The organism is Brevundimonas sp. EAKA (assembly GCF_000698025.1).
In the GTDB taxonomy this organism is placed as follows: Bacteria; Pseudomonadota; Alphaproteobacteria; order Caulobacterales; family Caulobacteraceae; genus Brevundimonas; species Brevundimonas mediterranea_A.
Genome location: NZ_JMQR01000019.1, coordinates 1 through 16,293 on the forward strand (window position 1 = coordinate 1; position 16,293 = coordinate 16,293).

17 protein-coding genes and 1 pseudogene are annotated in these 16,293 nt (G+C 67.8%); 11 read left to right on the plus strand and 7 right to left on the minus strand.

The genetic code is table 11. The annotated features are described in order from the left end of the window. Window positions 1-122 precede the first annotated feature (122 nt). On the plus strand, window positions 123-404 hold the full coding sequence (locus tag ER13_RS04410; RefSeq protein ID WP_035306978.1) for an RNA-binding S4 domain-containing protein: 282 nt from the start codon (window positions 123-125) through the stop codon (window positions 402-404). A 27-nt stretch (window positions 405-431) separates the two neighbouring features. Here the strand turns inward: ER13_RS04410 and ER13_RS04415 are convergent, their stop codons facing one another. After that, window positions 432-1,058, minus strand: a complete 627-nt coding sequence (locus ER13_RS04415) for a YceI family protein (protein ID WP_155988087.1) — start codon at window positions 1,056-1,058, stop codon at window positions 432-434. Window positions 1,059-1,246: 188 nt separating this feature from the next. On the opposite strand from ER13_RS04415, the gene fdxA reads away from it, so the two are divergent. From fdxA to ER13_RS04430, 3 genes are all read left to right on the plus strand, one after another. Next, window positions 1,247-1,588, plus strand: a complete 342-nt coding sequence (fdxA, locus tag ER13_RS04420; RefSeq protein ID WP_017505910.1) for a ferredoxin FdxA — start codon at window positions 1,247-1,249, stop codon at window positions 1,586-1,588. 325 nt (window positions 1,589-1,913) lie between these two features. Then, entirely contained in the window at window positions 1,914-2,444 is a 531-nt protein-coding gene (locus tag ER13_RS04425; RefSeq protein WP_008260268.1) for a CarD family transcriptional regulator, read from the plus strand. A 129-nt stretch (window positions 2,445-2,573) separates the two neighbouring features. Further along, on the plus strand, window positions 2,574-2,963 hold the full coding sequence (locus ER13_RS04430; protein ID WP_035307039.1) for a hypothetical protein: 390 nt from the start codon (window positions 2,574-2,576) through the stop codon (window positions 2,961-2,963). 3 nt (window positions 2,964-2,966) lie between these two features. On the opposite strand, the gene ER13_RS04435 is transcribed toward ER13_RS04430, so the two are convergent. Beyond that, window positions 2,967-3,491: a DUF3617 family protein gene (locus ER13_RS04435; RefSeq protein ID WP_231492476.1), complete on the minus strand. Its 525-nt coding sequence runs from the start codon at window positions 3,489-3,491 to the stop codon at window positions 2,967-2,969. 216 nt (window positions 3,492-3,707) lie between these two features. On the opposite strand from ER13_RS04435, the gene rpmB reads away from it, so the two are divergent. Together rpmB and ER13_RS04445 are read left to right on the plus strand one after the other, a co-directional pair. Then, a complete protein-coding gene (gene rpmB / locus ER13_RS04440) occupies window positions 3,708-4,007 on the plus strand; it encodes a 50S ribosomal protein L28 (RefSeq protein ID WP_035306987.1) in 300 nt (99 codons plus the stop codon). A gap of 110 nt (window positions 4,008-4,117) precedes the next feature. Continuing rightward, the gene (locus ER13_RS04445) at window positions 4,118-5,839 is read left to right on the plus strand and encodes a M1 family metallopeptidase (RefSeq protein ID WP_035306990.1); all 1,722 of its coding nucleotides are present in this window, start codon (window positions 4,118-4,120) and stop codon (window positions 5,837-5,839) included. Between the two features lie 30 nt (window positions 5,840-5,869). Here the strand turns inward: ER13_RS04445 and ER13_RS04450 are convergent, their stop codons facing one another. Then, window positions 5,870-6,646, minus strand: coding sequence for a transglutaminase family protein (locus ER13_RS04450; protein ID WP_035306992.1), 777 nt, complete (start codon window positions 6,644-6,646; stop codon window positions 5,870-5,872). A gap of 147 nt (window positions 6,647-6,793) precedes the next feature. Between ER13_RS04450 and ER13_RS04455 the strand changes: the two genes are divergently transcribed. After that, window positions 6,794-7,705, plus strand: a complete 912-nt coding sequence (locus tag ER13_RS04455) for a DMT family transporter (RefSeq protein WP_035306994.1) — start codon at window positions 6,794-6,796, stop codon at window positions 7,703-7,705. A 222-nt stretch (window positions 7,706-7,927) separates the two neighbouring features. On the opposite strand, the gene ER13_RS04460 is transcribed toward ER13_RS04455, so the two are convergent. From ER13_RS04460 to ER13_RS04475, 4 genes are all read right to left on the minus strand, one after another. After that, window positions 7,928-8,131, minus strand: coding sequence for a cold-shock protein (locus tag ER13_RS04460; protein WP_008264090.1), 204 nt, complete (start codon window positions 8,129-8,131; stop codon window positions 7,928-7,930). 197 nt (window positions 8,132-8,328) lie between these two features. Continuing rightward, a complete protein-coding gene (locus ER13_RS04465; protein ID WP_008264227.1) occupies window positions 8,329-9,090 on the minus strand; it encodes an extensin family protein in 762 nt (253 codons plus the stop codon). Between the two features lie 82 nt (window positions 9,091-9,172). Next, window positions 9,173-9,757, minus strand: coding sequence for a chemotaxis protein CheD (locus tag ER13_RS04470; protein WP_197019726.1), 585 nt, complete (start codon window positions 9,755-9,757; stop codon window positions 9,173-9,175). Window positions 9,758-9,822: 65 nt separating this feature from the next. After that, the gene (locus ER13_RS04475) at window positions 9,823-10,953 is read right to left on the minus strand and encodes a serine hydrolase (protein ID WP_231492478.1); all 1,131 of its coding nucleotides are present in this window, start codon (window positions 10,951-10,953) and stop codon (window positions 9,823-9,825) included. A gap of 125 nt (window positions 10,954-11,078) precedes the next feature. Between ER13_RS04475 and ppk2 the strand changes: the two genes are divergently transcribed. From ppk2 to ER13_RS04495, 4 genes and pseudogenes are all read left to right on the plus strand, one after another. After that, window positions 11,079-11,828 (plus strand): polyphosphate kinase 2, encoded by a 750-nt coding sequence (gene ppk2, locus ER13_RS04480; RefSeq protein WP_035306999.1) that lies wholly within the window; start codon window positions 11,079-11,081, stop codon window positions 11,826-11,828. A gap of 380 nt (window positions 11,829-12,208) precedes the next feature. Next, window positions 12,209-13,609: pseudogene (tldD, locus tag ER13_RS04485) on the plus strand (metalloprotease TldD); the annotation flags it as partial. A 60-nt stretch (window positions 13,610-13,669) separates the two neighbouring features. Further along, on the plus strand, window positions 13,670-13,975 hold the full coding sequence (locus ER13_RS04490) for a hypothetical protein (RefSeq protein WP_035307001.1): 306 nt from the start codon (window positions 13,670-13,672) through the stop codon (window positions 13,973-13,975). 192 nt (window positions 13,976-14,167) lie between these two features. Next, window positions 14,168-16,240 (plus strand): TonB-dependent siderophore receptor, encoded by a 2,073-nt coding sequence (locus ER13_RS04495; RefSeq protein WP_035307003.1) that lies wholly within the window; start codon window positions 14,168-14,170, stop codon window positions 16,238-16,240. Window positions 16,241-16,293: the final 53 nt, after the last annotated feature.

The following is a 16,293-nucleotide window of genomic DNA, read 5'->3' on the forward strand; positions in this document are numbered from 1 at the left end:
GCGTAGACGTCCGGCGGCGTAGGATGTGTAAAAGGGACGGCCGCCGCCCGGGCCGCCCTAACGGCCCCCCCGACGCCGCCGGCGCGCGCCAACCGCCGTCGCCCGCGCCGAAAGGCCCGGGCTTGAGCGACGACGCCTGCCGCATCGACATCTGGCTGTGGCGGGCGCGTTTCTTGAAGACGCGAAGCCTGGCCGCCGCCCTCGTCGAACGCGGCGCGGTGCGTTTGACGCATCAGGGGCGGGAGACCCGGCTGGACAAGCCCAGTCGCTGCGTCCGCCCCGGCGATCTGCTGACCTTCGCCCAGAACGGCCGGGTCACGACCCTGCGGGTGGAGGCGATGGGCGAAAGGCGCGGGCCGCCTGAAGAAGCCCGCGCCCTCTATTCCCTGATCATCGCGCCCTGAGGGCCAGGGGCCCGGCGCGAAAATCGCTTACTGCTTCAGGACGAACTCGCCCTCGATGTGCAGCTTCACCTCGTCGGACACGGCCGGCAGGGCGTAGTTGATGCCGAAGTCCGAGCGCTTGATGACAGCTTCCCCGTCGAAGCCGGCCTTGTAGGCGCCCATGGCGGTTCCGGCCTGGTTGAACTCGACTTCGATCGTGACCGGCTTGGTCACGCCGCGCAGGGTCAGGTCGCCGACCACGGTCGCCTCGTTGGCGTCATCGGCGTCGACCGTCACGGAACGCGAGACGAAGGTCGCGGTCGGATGATTGGCGGTGTCGAAGAAGTCGGCGGTCTGCAGGTGGGCCTTCAGCTTGTCGTCGTTCGGGGCGACGTCGGTCAGCGGAATGGTGGCGGTCAGGGTGGAGGCCGAGGGATTGGCGACGTCCAGCTTCAGCTCGGCCTTCACGTTCACGAACTGGCCCGTGTAGGTCGAGAAGCCGAGGTGGTTCACCGACCAGGTGATCTTGCCGTGGCCGGAATCGAGGTCATAGGCGCCGGCGGTCACTTCCGACGGGGTCTTGGTCAGGGCGGCCTGGGCCACCACCGCGCCGCCGGCGGCGAGGCTGACGGCCAGGGCGCCGGCGAGGGCGTATTTCATGAAGGGGGTGCGCATGGGGAATGTTCCGGTTGAAGAGGATCGTTATATGCAATCAACACAGTTGCGATTAAGCCTGACTGTTGTCAAGTCGTGTCAGACCGCCTGCGAACGTCTCCCACCTTAAGCCGCGCTGTTGACAGTTGGTTGCGTGGCCGCCATGTCGCAGGCCTCCCACCCACAGTTTCGCCCCCGTTCGCCGCCCCATGACCTACATCGTCACCGACGCCTGCGTGAAATGTAAGTTCATGGACTGCGTCGAGGTGTGCCCCGTCGACTGTTTCTACGAGGGCGAAAACTTCCTGGTCATCGCCCCGGACGAGTGCATCGACTGCGGCGTGTGCGAGCCCGAATGCCCCGTCGACGCCATCGTGCCCGACACCGAGGACGAGCCGGACGGCAAGTGGCTGCAGGTCAACGCCGAATACGCCAAGGTCTGGCCCAATATCACCGTCAAGGGGACGCCCCCCGCCGACCGCGAACAATATGAGCGCGAGACGGGCAAGTACGAGAAATACTTCAGCCCCAAGCCCGGCAAGGGCTCCTGATTTCTCGACGACTTTCGGCGCCTCGCCCCGCCGAACGGCCAAGGTTGAACTGTCGCAAATCCACGTCCGCCCTGTGGACGTTTTGAAATTCCGCAAATTTGTGATAGGTTCTGTTTCATTGGATCGGGCGGTCCGCGAAATCTTCGCGCCGCCCGTGTTTGCGACAGAATCCCGCCCACAGACGGGATCGGCCAGAGGTTTGGTGATCCGTTTCCGCATTTGACGCCCAGCATCATCCCGACCGACGGAGAGATCCGGCGGCCGAGATCCTGTTTGCGTTTCCTGCGCCTTCGCGTCGCCCGGCCCTGACCGGGAAAGGACGAATATGACGAGCAAGACTGGTCTGGAGTTCAAGGTTGGCGACGCGGTCGTCTATCCGGCGCACGGCGTCGGCAAAGTCGCGGCGGTCGAGACTCAGGAAGTCGCGGGCATGTCGCTGGAAGTCTATGTCGTGACCTTCGACCACGAGAAGATGACCCTGCGCGTCCCGACCAAGAAGGCTGCGACGGCCGGCCTGCGTTCGCTGGCCGCCGACGACGTCGTGACCAAGGCCCTGACCACCCTGAAGGGCCGCGCCCGCATCAAGCGCACCATGTGGTCGCGTCGCGCCCAGGAATACGAGGCCAAGATCAACTCGGGCGACCTGATCTCCATCGCCGAAGTGGTCCGCGACCTGCACCGCGCCGACACCCAGCCGGAACAGTCCTATTCGGAGCGCCAGCTCTATGAATCGGCCCTGGACCGGATGGCGCGCGAAGTCGCCGCCGCCAACAAGATCGACAAGGACGCCGCCGTCGAACTGCTGGCCAAGTCGCTCAGCGCCAAGAAGCCGATCCCGACCGCCGAAGCCGCCTGAATACAGGCTGGGCTTCCGCCTCAAACCAACGGAAAGGCCCCGGAACGATCCGGGGCCTTTTTGGTTTGACCGACATCAAGGCGCGCCTGCGGCTTCGACGTCCACATGGCCCTTGATCAGGAGCCGACCATGACCGACGCCGACCCCGCCGCCCCGCTGGGCTTTCATCACATCCGTCTGGAACTGGCGCGCGAGCCACAGGCCCCGGCGGGCGATCCCGAGGCGGGCTATGATATTCTCGCGCCGCTGACGGCCGGGCGCCGCCTGGACGCCGCCGTCTGGCGAGAAGCGCCGGAAAAATGCCGGGTCCGCCGCTTTTCGCACGGCGCCACCCTGGCCTTCGGTCGGCTGCGTCACGCCGCCCCCGACCGCTGGTTCCTGGATTTCGAACCCGGCGACGCGGACGACGTCCACGGTTTCCGCCTGGCCGACGAACGCCTGGAGACCGGCGAATACGTCAGTCTCTCGACGGACGACCAGATGCACACCTATGTGGTCGCCCGCTCCGAACCCGTCTGAGCCTCAGAAATACTCCGCATCGGCCGGGCACTGGGCGCTGATGCGGCGCGCCGTGATGGTGGCGGGAATATAGGGGGTGCCGCGCAGCAGCTGGGCCCCGCCGCGGAAGCTGAAGCTGGTGTCCTCATAGGCGCCGGTCAGCCGCACATTGACCCGGCGGCCCTTCTTGTCCTGACACGTCCCCTCGAACCGCGCCCGGCCGTCCCCGACCACGCGGGTCGGATAGGTGCAGCGCCAGCGGTTGGTCGACAGACCGCCGAAGAAGCGGTTGATCTCGCTGGGCCGCACGCATTTCTGTTCGGTGTCGCGTTGGCCGAGCGCGCTGGTCGTATATTCCCAGTAGCCGGGCAGGACTTCGCTCTGGGCGGCCGTCTGGGCCGGGGCCAGGGCGGGGGCGGCCAGCAGGACGCCGCCGGCCATGACCGGAGCCAGCACGGCCCAGACCTTCGGGGACAGGGCGCGTTTGGACAGGCGATCAATCAGGGACGGGCGAGACATGGCGGCCTTCTGTTCAGCGTGGATCTTCATGATATGACCCATAGCGCGCGTCATTTGAATGACGCCTGAACGAAGTCGAGTCCCGGCCGACGCGCGACGGGCCTCGAAAGCCCAAGACTCGGCTTGACGCCGAACCTCCTCTTCCCTTATACGGCCCCCTCTCGCGCGGGCTGCTTCCCGCGCGTACTTGTTTCATGCGTCTTCTCCCTTGTTTCGGGCTGGACGCCGCACCTTAAGGATCTGACGATGTCGCGTCGTTGCGAACTCACCGGTATCGGCCCGATGGTCGGCCATAGCGTGAGCCACTCGAACATCAAGACCAAGCGCCGCTTTCTGCCGTCGCTGAAGACGGTCAAGGTCACCTCGGATTCCCTGGGTCAGACCTTCTCGCTGCGTATCTCGAACGCCGCGCTGCGCACCCTCGACTACAAGGGCGGCCTGGACGCCTTCATCGTCAAGGCCCGCGACGAGCAGCTGTCGATCGCCGCCCAGCGCATCAAGCGTCAGGTCCGCGCCAAGCTGGCCGAGCAAGCCGCCGCCGCCTGATCGGCGACCGCTGCATCTGTTTCTGGAAAAGGCCGGCGGCGACGCCGGCCTTTTTCTTTGCCCCCACCCCGACCTAAGGCTAGGCTTCGGCCGTACTCGGAGGGGATTCCATGACAATTGCGCGCACCCTGGCCTTCACGGCGGCCGCCCTGACTTTGGCCGCCTGCGCCACGACCTCCCCGCCGCCCGCGACGCCGCGCGAGTCGACCGCCTTCACCCTCGCCACCGACCAGCCCCTGACGCCCGAGCAGCAGGCGATGCGGTTCGACAAGGCCGACCTGTCGATCCGGGTCCTGCCCGAGGACCGGGCCATCGACGCCGTCGCGGTTCTGGACTTCACCGCCACGGCCCCGCTGCACCGGCTGGAGGTCGAACTGGACACCCTGCTGGCCATCTCCTCCGTCCAGATCGACGGGGTCGAGGTCGCCGCCGACCGCTGGGCCAATCCAGAAGGCCGTCTGACGGTCCAGTTGCCCCGCCCCCTCGTCGCCGGTCAGAGCGTCGCCCTGCGCGTCGCCTACGCCGGCCGGCCCCGCGTCGCGCCCCGCGCCCCCTGGGACGGCGGCTTCGTCTGGTCCACGGCCCCATCGGGCGAGCCCTGGATCGCCACCGCCGTCCAGGGCGAGGGCTGCGACATCTTCTGGCCCTGTATCGACAGCCCGCACGGCGAACCCGCCCGGGTCGACCTGCACATCACCATCCCCTCGACCCTGTCGGCGCCGTCCAACGGCCGGTTCCTGGGCAAGGTCGACCACGGCGACGGCTGGACCACCTGGAACTGGTCGGCGAAGACCCCCAACACCTACGCCATCGCCCTGAACGTCGGTCCTTATGAAGAGGTCAGCGGCCAGTATCAAAGCCGGTTCGGCAACACGATCCCGATGAACTACTGGCATCTGAAGTCCGACGCGCCCGACAAGGTCCAGGCCCTGTTCGCCCAGTTTCCAAAGATGCTGGACTTCTTCGAGGCTAATGTCGGCCCCTTCCCCTTCGGCGACGAGAAGATGGGCGTGGTCGAGACCCCGCACCTGGGCATGGAGCACCAGACCATCAACGCCTACGGCAACGGCTACAAGGTCGACGGGCGCGGCTATGACTGGCTGCTGCAGCACGAGTTCGCCCACGAATGGTTCGGCAACCAGCTGACCAATCAGAACGCCGACGACATGTGGCTGCACGAAGGCCTGGGCAGCTATATGCAGCCCCTCTACGCCCGCTGGCTGCTGGGCGACCGCTATATGCAGCGCGAACTGGCCAACCAGCGCGAGGGTCTGGCCAACAAGTTCCCGGTCGTCTCGGGCACGCCCAAGACCGAGGACGAGGTCTACAAGGGCGACGTCGGCCCCGGCGGCGACATCTATTCCAAGGGCTCGCTGATCAGCCATTCGCTGCGGATGCTGATCGGGGACGCCGCCTTCCACCAGGCCCTGACCCGCCTGGTCTATGGAACCGATGATCCCCGGCCCGGCGCCTTCAGGCCCCTGTACCGCTCGACGCGGGATTTCCTCCAGATCGTCAACCAGGTGACGGGCCAGGATTACGGCTGGTTCTTCCGCGGCTATCTCTACAACGCCGCCCTGCCGGCGTTGACCCAGACGCAAGACGGCGACGTGCTGCGGCTGGAATGGGCGACCGGCAACGGCGAGACCTTCCCCATGCCGCTGGACGTCGAGATCGACGGCCGCGTCCAGACCGTCGCCATGACCGGCGGCCGGGGTGAGATCGCCGTTCCCGCCGGGGCGCACGTCCTGATCGATCCTCAGAACAAGGTGCTACGCCAGATGGACGTGATCGACGCGCTGCAGGCCTATAAGGCGGAGCAAAAACGCTGATCCTTCTCCCAATGGGAGAGGGTGAAACACTCAGGCCGGCGCCACCGTCACCGACTGCCGCACCATCTGGCACCGCTCCTGGGTCGTCAGGAAGGCGATGTCCGCCGCGTCGCGTCCGCAGGCGATCCGCACCAGACCCTCGACCGGGGCCAGCCGCGTCGCATCGACCAGCCACCAGCCGTTATCCAGCCAGACCTCGAAGATGGCGTGGAAGTCGGGCGGATTCAGCTGGTGCGCAAAGGCGCTGACCGCCCGCGCCGGAATGCCCGACGCCCGGCACAGCGTCATGCCCAGGTGGGTGAAGTCGCGGCACACCCCGGCCCGGTCGATGAAGGTGCGCGCCGCCGTCGTCTCGGTGTCCGACACGCCGTGCTCATAGTCCAGGTTCTCGGTGATCCAGTTCAGGATCGCCAGCACCCGCGCCCCGCCCGAGGTGTCGCCGAACTCCCGCATGACGAACCGGCCGAACTGGTCCGACGGGCAGTACCGGCTGGGCTGCAGATAGGGCAGGACCTCGGCCGGCAGTTCGCCCCAGTCATGCTGGGACACGCTGGGCGGCAGGCCCTTCAGCACCCCGTTCTCGACCACCGCCTCATAGGTCAGGGTCACTTCGCCCTCGACGTGGCAGCGCAGGGTCCGGGCCCCGAAATCGACGTCCTCGTCCTCGTGGAACTCCACCGGCGGATCGAAGGTCAGGGTCTCCTGCAGGATGTCCTGACCGGGCCAGTGGGCGACCTGGATCTTGTAGATGGCGTCCGTCGGCGGATCGAAACGATAGACGAGCTCGGCGCGGACGCGCAGTTTCATGAAGGGCTGCCAACTGGAAAGGGGAACCGTATCCCAACGCCATGGGACTGCGGCCGTTCCGTGTCCTGACCGTCCAGCGTGCGCATCGACCTGCTCCTCCTACGGGACCTGTGGCGGAAGGTCGCGGGGCGGCGTAAGAGGCCCGCCATGTCCGCTCTCGCCGCCCGCGTCTCCCCCCGCGCCTTCGCCCTGATCGTCCTGCTGATCGCCGCCTGCGTTCTGGGCCTGGCGCCCATCCTGGTGCGCCTGACCGAGACGGGACCGGCGGCGGCGGGCTTCTGGCGGTTCGTCTTCGCCCTGCCCCTGCTGACCCTGCTGGCGTCGCGCGAGCCGGGCGGGATCGCCGCCCCGTCGAAATGGGCGCTGCTGGCCGGCCTGTTCTTCGCCCTGGACCTCAGCTTCTGGCACTACGGCATCGTCATGACCTCGGTCGCCAACGCCACGGTCCTGTGCAACCTGACGCCGGTCGTCGTCACCCTGTTCGGCTGGATCGTGCTGAAGGAGACGCCGCACCGGCTGTTCCTGCTGGCGCTGGCCCTGGCCATGGGCGGGGCCTTCGCCATGGCGGCGGGCGCCGACGGCGGACGGGGGACCACCCCGCCGCTGGGCGACATCTTCTCGCTGTCGGTGGCGGTCTGGTACTCGGGCTATTTCCTGGCGGTGAAGGCGGCGCGCGCCACGGCCGGCGCCATGCGCGTCACCTTCTGGGCCACCCTGCTGGGCGCGCCCCTGCTGCTGATCGTGGCCCTGGTCCTGGGCGAGGACATCATCCCCGCCAGCCTGTCCGGCTGGGCCGCCTGTCTGACCATGGGCGTCATGCACGTCTTCGGCCAGGGCGGCGTCGCCTGGGCCCTGGGCAAGCTGCCGGCCTCAATCACCGCCGTCACCATCCTGATCCAGCCGGTCGTCGCCGGCCTCTTGGGCTGGTGGATCTTCGGCGAGACCCTGACGCCCATACAGGCCCTGGGCGGCGCCCTGGTCCTGGGCGCCATCGTGATGGCGCAGAGATCCCAGCGAACGAAGCCGACCGAAGGGCTCAAGCCGCGCGAAGCCGCGTAGGCCAACCTCGGGCTCAAGTAGCGCGAAGCGCGGTAGCCCCACATCATGCGGCTCAAGTAGCGCGAAGCGCGGTAGCCCCACATCATGCGGCTCAAGTAGCGCGAAGCGCGGTAGCCCCACATCATGCGGCTCAAACCGCGCGAAGCGCGGTAGCCCAAACAAAAACAGGCGCGGAAGCCTTGGCCCCCGCGCCTGTTCTCATGCCTTAATCGGCCGCTCGACTCAGAGGAGCTTGAGGTCGATCGCCGAAGTCTTGCCGCGCTGGTTTTCCAGCTCGTATTCGACCTTGGCGTTCTCATCGAGGCCCTGAAGGCCGGCCTTCTGAACGGCGGTGACGTGAACGAACACGTCAGAGCCGCCGCTGTCGGGCTGGATGAATCCATAGCCCTTGGTGGGGTTGAACCACTTGACCGTACCGGTCGCCATGTCTGCGTCTCCGTAAACGCGCTTTTCCAGGCGGATCCCCCTCAGGGTGACCCGACAGTCCATCTGGACAGCTCGTTCAGGCGAAGGAGCGAGACGCGGGTGTGGACCCCACGCAAAATCCGGACTGTGCTGTTGTTGTCACCCGGCTTTTCCGGTCGGTCAACAGCAAAGCGATTCGCGTCAGGGGCGATTCAACCTTAACGGCACAGGCCCCGCTCGGCCCCATCGACATGCAGATGGTTCTCGTGGGCGGCGTTGTAGTCGGGCGTCAGCACGGTCGAGAACAGTCGGCACGCCCCGTCGCGCACCGCGTGCAGGAACCGCCCGCCCGGCTCGCCCGCCGGACCCTGGCCGCGCCAGTCGTTCAGCACGCTGACGGTCCGCCCGTCCTCCAGCCGCACCGCCGCCACGTCCAGGGCGTTGGCCCGCGCATGTTCGCTGGGCCGCTCCTGTTCGTCCTGCGAGCCATAGATGCGCCGGCACGAATAGGTCCCGTAGTTCTCGACCCGCGCCGGGGCCGAGCCCAGGATGCTGCGCGCCGCCGGCTGCAACACCTGCCGGTCCCAGATGACATAGCGGACGGCCAGCGGGCACTGCATCACCACATCGGCCGGGGCCAGGGGCGTCACCGCCCCGCCGGTGATCCGCACCGCCCCGCGCACGACGCAGAAGCCGCCGTCGTCGCGATCCGCCGCCCGCTCGACCTCGATCCCCGCCTCGCGCAGCACCTGCATACAGGCCTCGGTCGCCCCCTGGACCTCTTCCGGGGCCGCCGTCGGGGCGATGTCGAAGTCGGCCACCTTGGCCGCCGTCGCCCGGCCCAGCGGCTGGCTCAGGTCCAGCGGCTTCCACGGCAGGTCCTGCGGCGGCGCATAGGCGTTCAGCAGCGCGAAGGCGGCGCAGGCCAGCAGCCCGACCTCCCACAGCAGATTCCAGAAATCGGCGAAGTCGCGCTTCATGCAGCCCCAGCATGGACCGCCCACGGCCCCGCTGGCAAACGCCGCGAGGGGGCGAAGCGTTCAAATACAGCCGCCCGCGCCCCTAGGCGGCGGACGACAGCACCAGAGGTTTGACCGGGCGCAGCATGATCCTGGCGCCGGCGACCTTCTTCACCCCGGTCAGCGGCGTGTGGATCAGCCGGCCTGACTCCGGCCAGAACTCGAGCCTGCAGCCCGCCGCCCCGCTGCGAACGGGAGCGGCGGTCGCTATGCCGCGCTCGGCCAGATAGGCCATGGCGAAATCGACGTTGTTCTGGCCGATGGGATTCTGGAACGGGCCGGGACTTGCGCCGCCGAACACCTGGGCCTCCAGGCGCTTCAGGCTGGCGCCCCGTTCAAGCAGGCGGTCGATCAGCAGCGGCATCAGCCGGGAGCCGTAGCGGGAGGGGTCGCTCCGCGAGCCGGAGGGAAGCCGAGGCAGGACGAAGTGATTCATCCCGCCGATTCCGGCCTTGGGATCGCGCACACAGGCCGCAACGCAGGATCCCAGGACCGTGGTGATCACGGTGTCGGGATCGTCGCTGACGCAGAATTCGCCCTGGCCGAGCGAGACGTGGTCGACCTGACGCCCGTCGCGCTCCCAGCCGCCTCGTAAGACATTGTAACTCAGCACTGCGTACGCCTTCACTCACTCACCGCTCCGGAATAACCGCAAGTGGTGTACAGAGCATTTAGAACGGGTCTGGCATCTGCTCAGGCGTTCAGCCGTCCAACCAGTTTTCGCATCAGGGCGGTCGTCGCCGCCTGACCCGCGCCCTGATTGCTCAGGGCGATGAAGGCCACGCCCCGCGCCGGGGCGACCACGGCCGTCGCGTACCACAGGGTGTTCGACCCGTCGTGCGTCAGCACCGGCCCGCCCGCCCAGGGAATCTGCGGCGGCGCGATCCACCCCAGGGCGTAGGGCATGCCCTCGCCCGCGCCCGGCGTGGCCAGTTGCGCCGCCGTCTCCGGCTTCAGCCAGCCGCCGCCGTCCGTCAGGAACAGCCTCAGCCATTTCGCATAGTCGTCCAGGCTCATGTGCGCCGTCCCCGCCGGCCCCAGGGCCGGGGGATTGTCCGCGCCCGGATCGGCGGGATCAACGGCGATCCGCGCCGCCCCTTCGCCGCGATGGCCCCAGACGTTGGAGCCGCCCGCCGTATCGGTCTTCGGCGCGCCAAAACCGCCCGACGTCAGGCCCAGGGGCGCAAACAATTCGGCCTGAACGACCTGTTCCCACGACTGGCCCGTGATCCGTTCGATGGCCGCCCCGACCAGCATATAGTTGGCGTTGGCGTATTCGAACGCCCCCTTCGTCCCGGTCGGCGCGGCGCCCAACATCCGCTCGACCACGGCCAGCCGCTGTTGCGGCAGGGACCGCGGGTCGCCCCTCGCGGTCAGGAAAAAGACCATGCCCAGGGCGTCGGCGTCCTTCACCCCCGCCCGGTGATGCATGAAGTCGCGGATCGTCGTCCCGTCCCAGGCCGGGTCGATCCGGACGCCGGGGAACAGATTTCCCAGCGGCGCGTCCCAGTCCGCCCGTTCCTGGTCGACCAGCCGCCCGTAAAGGGCCGCCGTCATCGCCTTGGTGTTCGACCCCAGGTGCCAGCGGTCGTCCAGGGTCGCGGGATCGGTCCCGCCGATCCTTCGCACGCCCCGCACCCCGGACCAGACCAGGCCTTCGCGCGTGACCACGCCCCCGGCCAGGGCGGCCGGCCCGGTCTCCGCAAAGGCGGCGTCCAGCCCCGCCTCATAGTCTGCGGCGTCGCCCGCCGAAGCGGACGACACGCCTCCGGTCGCCACAGCGACCAGTCCGGCGGCCAAAAGCCTGCGGCGATTCAGCGTCATCGAAGCCTCCACTTTGGAATGTCCTAGCCCCGGTCGTCGCTGGCGGCACGTGAGAAGCGCGTCATCTTGCATCGCCCGTCAACGCCCCGCTTGCCCTCGCCCCCGTCCCGTCCCACTCTGATCGAATGGGAAAGAAAACAGACGCCTACGACGCCGAACTCGAACAGCTGCAGCTCGCTGTCGTGAAGACCCAGGCCTGGACCATCGAGCATGGGCTGCGGGTGGTCGTCGTGCTGGAGGGGCGCGACACCGCCGGCAAGGACGGGGCCATCAAGCGGCTGACGGAATACATGTCCCCGCGCCAGACCCGCGTCGTCGCCCTGCCCAAGCCCAGCGACCGGGAAACCAGCCAGTGGTATTTCCAGCGTTACGTCCCCCACCTGCCCGCAGCGGGCGAGACGGTCATCTTCAACCGCTCCTGGTACAACCGCGCCGGGGTCGAGCCGGTGATGGGCTATTGCACCCCCGAGCAGTACGCCCAGTTCCTGACCGATGCGCCGCGCTTCGAGCGGATGCTGACCGACGACGGGATCATCCTGATCAAGTTCTGGCTCGACATCTCGCGCAAGGAACAGGCGAAACGCCTGAAGGAACGCCGCGTCGATCCGCTGAAACGGTTCAAGCTGTCGTCGCTGGACGCCGAGGCCGAGGCGCGGTTCGACGCCTATTCCGACGCCCGCGACCGGATGCTGGACGAGACCGACCGCGCCTTCGCCCCCTGGACCATCATCGCCACCGACGACAAGAAGACCGCCCGGCTGAACCTGATCCGCCACATTCTGAAGATCCTCGACCACTGCGGCGAGGAGATCGCGGCCCCGGACCCCGACATCGTCCTCGACGCCGACAAGGCCAAGGGCAGGCTGGCGCGCTGAGCCGCCCCCCTTCTCTTTCGTCATTCCGGGCGCAGCGCAGCGGAGACCCGGAATGACGAAAGGGATCTTTGCCCTCATAATGACGCTGGTCCTTCAGCAAGGATTTCAACGCCTTGCCGGACCGGAGGACTCATCGACCTGACGCCCCTCCCGCGCGTGCTAGTCTGTCGCCCTTGCCGCCGTCGCCGGAGATTTCAGACGATTCAGACAAATTAGACTGTGTTTTTTCCTGAACGCCGCCGTCGCCGATTTCAGACTATTCAGACGATTCAGACTCTCTTTTTTCGTCCCGGCGTCTGAATCCGCCCCGGCAGGTGACGAACCGCCCTTCACCCCCTACCTACAGCCCATGACCGTTCACGCCGCCCCGCCCCCCCACCCTCGACGCCGCCGGCGTCGAGACCGACGAAGCCCTGTCGATCCTGAAGACGGCCCTGGCCGGCGCCGACGACGGCGAGCTGTTCCTGGAACGGTCCGAGAGCGAGAGCCTGGTGTTCGACGACGGCCGGCTGAAGTCCGCCGCCTATGACGCCACCGAGGGCTTCGGCCTGCGGGTCGTGGCGGGCGAGACCGCCGGCTACGCCCACGCCAACGAGATCTCGGCCGCCGCCCTGCGCCGCGCCGCCGACAGCGCCGCCCTGGCCAAGCAAGGCCACGCCGCCCGCGTCGCCGAGGGGCCGCGCGCCACCAATCAGCAGCTCTATGACGCGGTCGATCCCCTGGCCTCGCCCGCCTTCTCGGACAAGATCGCCCTGCTGGCCGAGATCGACGCCTGGGCCCGCGCCCGCGATCCCCGCGTGGTCCAGGTCTCGGCCTCCCTGGTCGGCGAGCGCCGCGCCATCGAGATCCTGCGCGCCGACGAACGGGTGGTGCGCGACGTCCGTCCCCTGGTCCGGCTGAACGTCTCCGTCACCGTCGAGCAGAACGGCAAGCGCGAGAGCGCCTCGTCCGGCGCCGGCGGCCGTGCGGGCTTCGAGGCCTGGGTGGCGCCCGAACGCTGGCAGGCCCAGGTGGACGAGGCCCTGCGCCAGGCCCTGGTCAATCTGGACGCCATCGACTGCCCGGCGGGCGAGATGGACGTGGTCCTGGGGGCCGGCTGGCCCGGCGTCCTGCTGCACGAGGCCATCGGCCACGGCTTCGAGGGCGACTTCCACCGCAAGGGCTCGTCGGTCTTCAACGGCATGATGGGCCAGCGGGTCGCCGCCCCCGGCGTCACCGTAGTGGACGACGGCTCCATCGCCGGCCGCCGCGGCTCCCTGTCGGTCGACGACGAGGGCACCCCCACCTCGCGCACCGTCCTGATCGAGGACGGCATCATGGTCGGCCTGATGCACGACCGGCTGTCGGCGCGTCAGCTGGGCGTCGCCGCCACCGGCAACGGCCGTCGCCAGTCCTTCGCCCACATGCCCATGCCGCGCATGACCAACACCTTCATGGAGGGCGGTAAGGACTCCAAGGCCGACATGATCGCCAATACCAAGCGCGGCCTCTACGCCGCCAACTTCTCGGGCGGCCAGGTGGACATCACCAACGGCAAGTTCGTCTTCCAGTGCAACGAGGCCTATCTGATCGAGGACGGGGTCATCACCGCGCCGGTGCGCGGCGCCACCCTGATCGGCGACGGCGCCACGGCCCTGACCAAGATCCAGATGATCGGCGACGACTTCGCCTTCGACCCCGGCGTCGGCGTCTGCGGCAAGGCCGGTCAGGGCGTCCCCGTCGGCATCGGCCAGCCCTCGCTGAAGATGGGCGGCCTGACCGTCGGCGGCACGGCGGTCTGAACAGGCCGGAACCCTAATCGCCGAGCGCGTGTTTCCTCGCCACACTGGAGAGGAAACACCATGCCCACCGAACGCACTGTCGAACACCCTGACGGCCGGGTCGAACGGATCACCGAGAACGATCCCGCCGCAGCCCCCGTCGTCGTCGAGAGCCGTCGCGGCGGCGGCCTGGGCGGCGTCGTCGCCCTGATCATCGGCCTGGCCCTGGTCGGGCTGATCGGCTGGTTCCTGATCAACATGAACCGCAACGACGCCGTCGAGTCGAACGCCATCGCCGGAGCCGCAGACAGCGTCGGCGGCGCGGCTGAGAACATCGGCGACGCCGCTCGCGACGCGGTCCCGAACCGCCAGGCCCCGGCCAACTGAAGACCACAGGCTCTCCGCCCCGCAGGGTGGAGAGCCTGTAAATATTACAGGTCTGTATACTTACCAAACCAAGTACAGTCTAATGAATACCCTGTAATGATGTCGCCGATTTAATCCACCTTTCCGCCTTGTAACTGGAGAATAATGCGGCGGATCGGCACACCTCTCGCCAACAAACCGAGGGGAAGATCGATGACGAAGGCCTTACTTCTGGGCGGTACAGCCCTGCTCTTTACGGCGGGCGCCGCCTTCGCTGGCGACGAACCGCAGGTGGCTCAGGCGCCGGTGCCGACCGGACCGGTCAGCCAGGCGCCCCTGGCCGACGCCGCCCAGCGCGGGGTGCTGGTCTTCACGCCCGCCTTCTTTCTCGCTCAACAGCCCAACACCGCGCTCGACATGGTCAACCGGGTGCCCGGCTTCGACCTGGACGACGGCACCGGCGCGCGCGGCTTTGAGGGGGCGGTGGGCAATGTCCTGATCGGCAACGCCCGGCCGGCCTCCAAGAACGACACCGGCTCCAACGTGCTCAGCCGCACCCCGGCCCGTCAGGTCGAGCGGATCGAGCTGATCCGGGGCGGCGCGCCCGGCATCGACATGCAGGGGTTCTCGGTGGTGGTGAACGTCATCCTGAAGAAGGAGACCAGCCGCCAGTCGATCCTGACCTGGAACACCACCCAGTTCGAGGGATCGGGCCAGGACCTGTACGGCGGCAGCTACCAGTTCACGGCCCGCAGCGGCGACCGCAGCTGGGGCGTCACCCTGTCCGACGGCGTCAGCATGAGCGATTCCAACGGCCCCGGCCGCCTGATCCGCCGCGACGCCTCGGGCAATGTGCTGCGCGACGAGCTCACCGACACCGACGGCTATGGCGGCGGAAACTCGATCCGCGGGACCTACGCCGGCCCGCTCGCGGGCGGCAAGGTCGATCTGACCGCCCGCTACGGGATCAACGACTGGCAGGGCTACAACACCAGCCGATCCGCCACCGCCTTCCGCGAAAGCCTGGACAGCGAGGACAGCGACAGCGGCGAGTTCGGCGTGACCTGGGAGCGTCCCCTGAACGACCGTTTCAAGCTGGAAACCCGGCTGATGCACGAGTTCGGCAGCTGGGACGGGGTCTCGACCTACAACGTGCTGAACAACGGCGTGGACGCCCCCGAACAGGTCTTCGCCTATTCCGGCGAAAGGTCAGAGACCATCCTGCGCGCCCTGGTCCGCCACGAGCGCTCGCCGAAGCTGACGATCGAGACCGGCGGCGAGATCGCCTACAACATGCGCCAGGCCGACCAGGCCTATACCGAGGGCGGCGCGCCCATTCCCCTGCCCAGCGCTTCGGTCAAGGTCGAGGAGACGCGCGGCGAGGCCTTCTCCAAGGGCACATGGCGGCTGCACCCCGACCTGACGCTGGAGGCCGGCCTGCGTCTGGAAGCCTCGACCATCAGCCAGTCCGGCGACGCCGACCAGGAGAAGAGCTTCTTCTTCGCCAAGCCCCGCTTCATGGCCACATGGACGCCGATGCCGAACAACCAGCTGCGCCTCCGCTTCGAACGCGAGCTGGGCCAGCTGGACTTCTCCGACTTCGCCGCCTCGGCCGACCTGGAAGAGGAGAACGTCTATGGCGGCAACGTCGATCTGGAGCCGGAGCAGCGCTGGATCTCGGAACTGACCTACGAACGCCGCTTCTGGGGCGAGGGCGTCGTCTCCATCGGCTATCGCCACGACGAGATCATCGACGCCATCGACCGGATCCCCCTGGCCGGCGGTCTGTCGGCGGTGGGCAATATCGGCGAGGGCACGCTGGACCGGCTGTCGCTGAATGTGACCCTGCCGCTGGACAAGCTGGGCGCGCCGGGCGCCCGCTTCACCTTCAAGAACGACTGGAACAAGACCGCCGTCACCGACCCGACGACGGGCGAAGAACGGCCCATCTCGGGTGTTCGGGCCACCCAGGCCAATATCGGCATCGAGCAGGACATCACGCGCTGGAAGCTGCAGTGGGGCGTGAACTGGCTGCCCTATCTGGGCCAGCCCAACTATTCGCCGGATCAGGTCTCCAGATGGCGCGGCACGGACTATTTCGAGATGTTCGCCGAGTACAAGCCGAGCCCGACCCTGGCGATCCGCGCCCAGCTGAACCTGTGGGACGACTTCACGAACAGCCGGACGGTTTTCGCCGACCGCGAGACCCGCGCCGTGGCCTTCATCGAGGACAGCACGGTCGATCCCCGCACCTTCGTCTCGATCCGGGTCCGCAAGACCTTCTGAGGCGAAGGCCATTTCCAAACAAAAAAGGCGGCGTCCGTGAGGACGCCGCCTTT